1 protein-coding gene and 1 pseudogene are annotated in these 2,088 nt (G+C 27.2%); one reads left to right on the top strand and one right to left on the bottom strand.

Features of this window, described 5'->3' with window-relative positions; all coding sequences use genetic code 11:
* Positions 1 to 245, bottom strand: a 245-nt coding sequence (locus Q0087_RS00010) for a hypothetical protein (RefSeq protein WP_297896830.1), incomplete at its 3' end; no start/stop codon positions are given.
* 636 nt (positions 246 to 881) lie between these two features.
* Between Q0087_RS00010 and Q0087_RS00005 the strand changes: the two are divergent.
* A pseudogene (locus tag Q0087_RS00005) lies at positions 882 to 2,088 on the top strand (hypothetical protein); the annotation flags it as partial.

Below are 2,088 nucleotides of genomic sequence, written 5' to 3'. Positions count from 1 at the left end.
TTTTTATTGTTGGGTAGGTCTGTTAGTGATCCGTCAATAGCTAGTAATTTGTATTTTTTAAAGGTTTTAAAGTTCTCATTTTTGTAAAAGTCCTCTAGAAATTTTTTATTCATGATCTTGAATATTTCAGGTTTAAGTTTCATTCTTCCTTGGTAAAATGCTTGTCTTGTGAAATTATCTATTTTTAATTCATTGGTAAAGTTGTATGCTTCTAATGTTTGTGTTAATCCGTTTTTGTTTATCATGAAAAGGATTAGTTTGTCAAAATGTAATTTCCTTTTTCTAGTGAAATCTTTATCGGATATTCTTCCTTTTTTTAATATTTCTTCGCTTTCAAAACTTTCAAGTAAATTGTTTAATCGGTTAAATAGTTTTCTAATATTATTGGCTCCATTTAACTCCTTGATAATAATATATAGTAATTTATACCTAATAAATTTTACTATTAGTCAATAATAGTACTTAAAAATGAAAAATAAGATTAAATAACTATTTAAAAAATGATAATTTTTTTTGTTTAAAAATTTTTTAAAAAAGGCATTAGAAAAACCATTCAGAAACCTTTAAATAAGAAAAAATCCAATAAATAATATTAGAAAACAGTTTATATAAACTGTTTAACCCCTTAAGAACTTTATAACTAAAAATCTTAACTTTCCAGCATTAGGGGGGGGGGGGCATTTAGTTTGTTTTTTATTAATTTTTTAACCTTTTATGTGAGTGTTCGGTATTTTTCGATAGTTTTATATAGTGGTTGTTCGCTATTATATTATAGAGAATAATTACTATGTTATTCTCATGAACTTTTTAATATATTGACTAAATTTTACATCCCAATTTTTTTTTTAGAGGATGTGAAATTATTTATTTGGAGGTGAATAATGTTAAATTATTCAAAAAAATTAGATAGAAAAATTTTTATTTTGGGTCTACTTATTTTCAGTGTTTTTTTGTTAGCTACAACAATGCAAACAGATTTTGCAGCTACCAACTCAATTAATAACACAACTACTGGTGGAATAAGTGGTGCACTAAATAGTTCAAGTCCTGGAGACATAATAGAACTTGACGAAGGAATATATACTGGGAATAATAACACAAATATGACTATTACTAAGAATATTACAATTCAGGGAAAAACAAAAGATAAAGTCATATTAGATGCCCAAGGACTATCAAGAATATTCACAATAAATAACAACTTTAATGTGACTTTTATTAATATTACATTCATTAATGGTAATAGCATTAACAGTAGTGGAACTAGTCATGGAGGAGCAATCATTTCTACTAACGTTCTATCAATAATGACTATCATAAACTGCACAGTTAAAAATAATGTAGCAGATATGGGTGGAGGATTTTATTTTAATGGAAATGTAAATATTACTAATTCTTCTTTTATCAATAATTCTGCTAATCATGGTGGTGGAATATTTTCCTCGTCAGGTAAGTATTTTTATGTTTCTGATTCATATTTCTTAAATAATACTGCTACTACTGGTGAGAATGGTGGACTTTTCGTGGGTTCTTATGGTACTATTTATGTTATAAATACTACTATATCAAACAATACTGCTTTTGCTAATGGAGGAATTTACATATATTCTTCGGGGGACACGAATACTACTTGTAATATTGTTGATTCTTTGATTACTAATAATTATGCACATAACTATTTTGCTGGGCTAGCTATATCTTCTAATAGTGCTAATGTCACTGTCAATATTATAAATTCTATCATATCAAATAATGTTGCAGTTACTGATGGTGGAGGAATTTCTGCTTATGCTTCTTTGGGAATTACTGATGTTACTATTATAGACTCTATTATATATAATAATTCTGCTGGTAATAATGGTGGAGGAATTTCTGCTTATGCTTCTTTGGGAATTACTGATGTTACTATTATAGACTCTATTATATATAATAATTCTGCTGGTAATAATGGTGGAGGAATATTCTCTAGTGCTTCTATTAATGGTACCGTTAATGTGAATGTTTATAATTCTTCTATTAATGAAAACACTGCAGGTAATAATGGTGGAGCATTGTCTTCAAATACTGGTGAAAATAGTACTGGAAATA

Origin of the sequence: uncultured Methanobrevibacter sp., from assembly GCF_937881195.1 — an archaeon.
Taxonomy (GTDB): Archaea; Methanobacteriota; Methanobacteria; order Methanobacteriales; family Methanobacteriaceae; genus Methanobinarius.
Note: the sequence above shows the minus strand (reverse complement) of the source record. Positions and strands in the feature narration are given on the sequence as shown.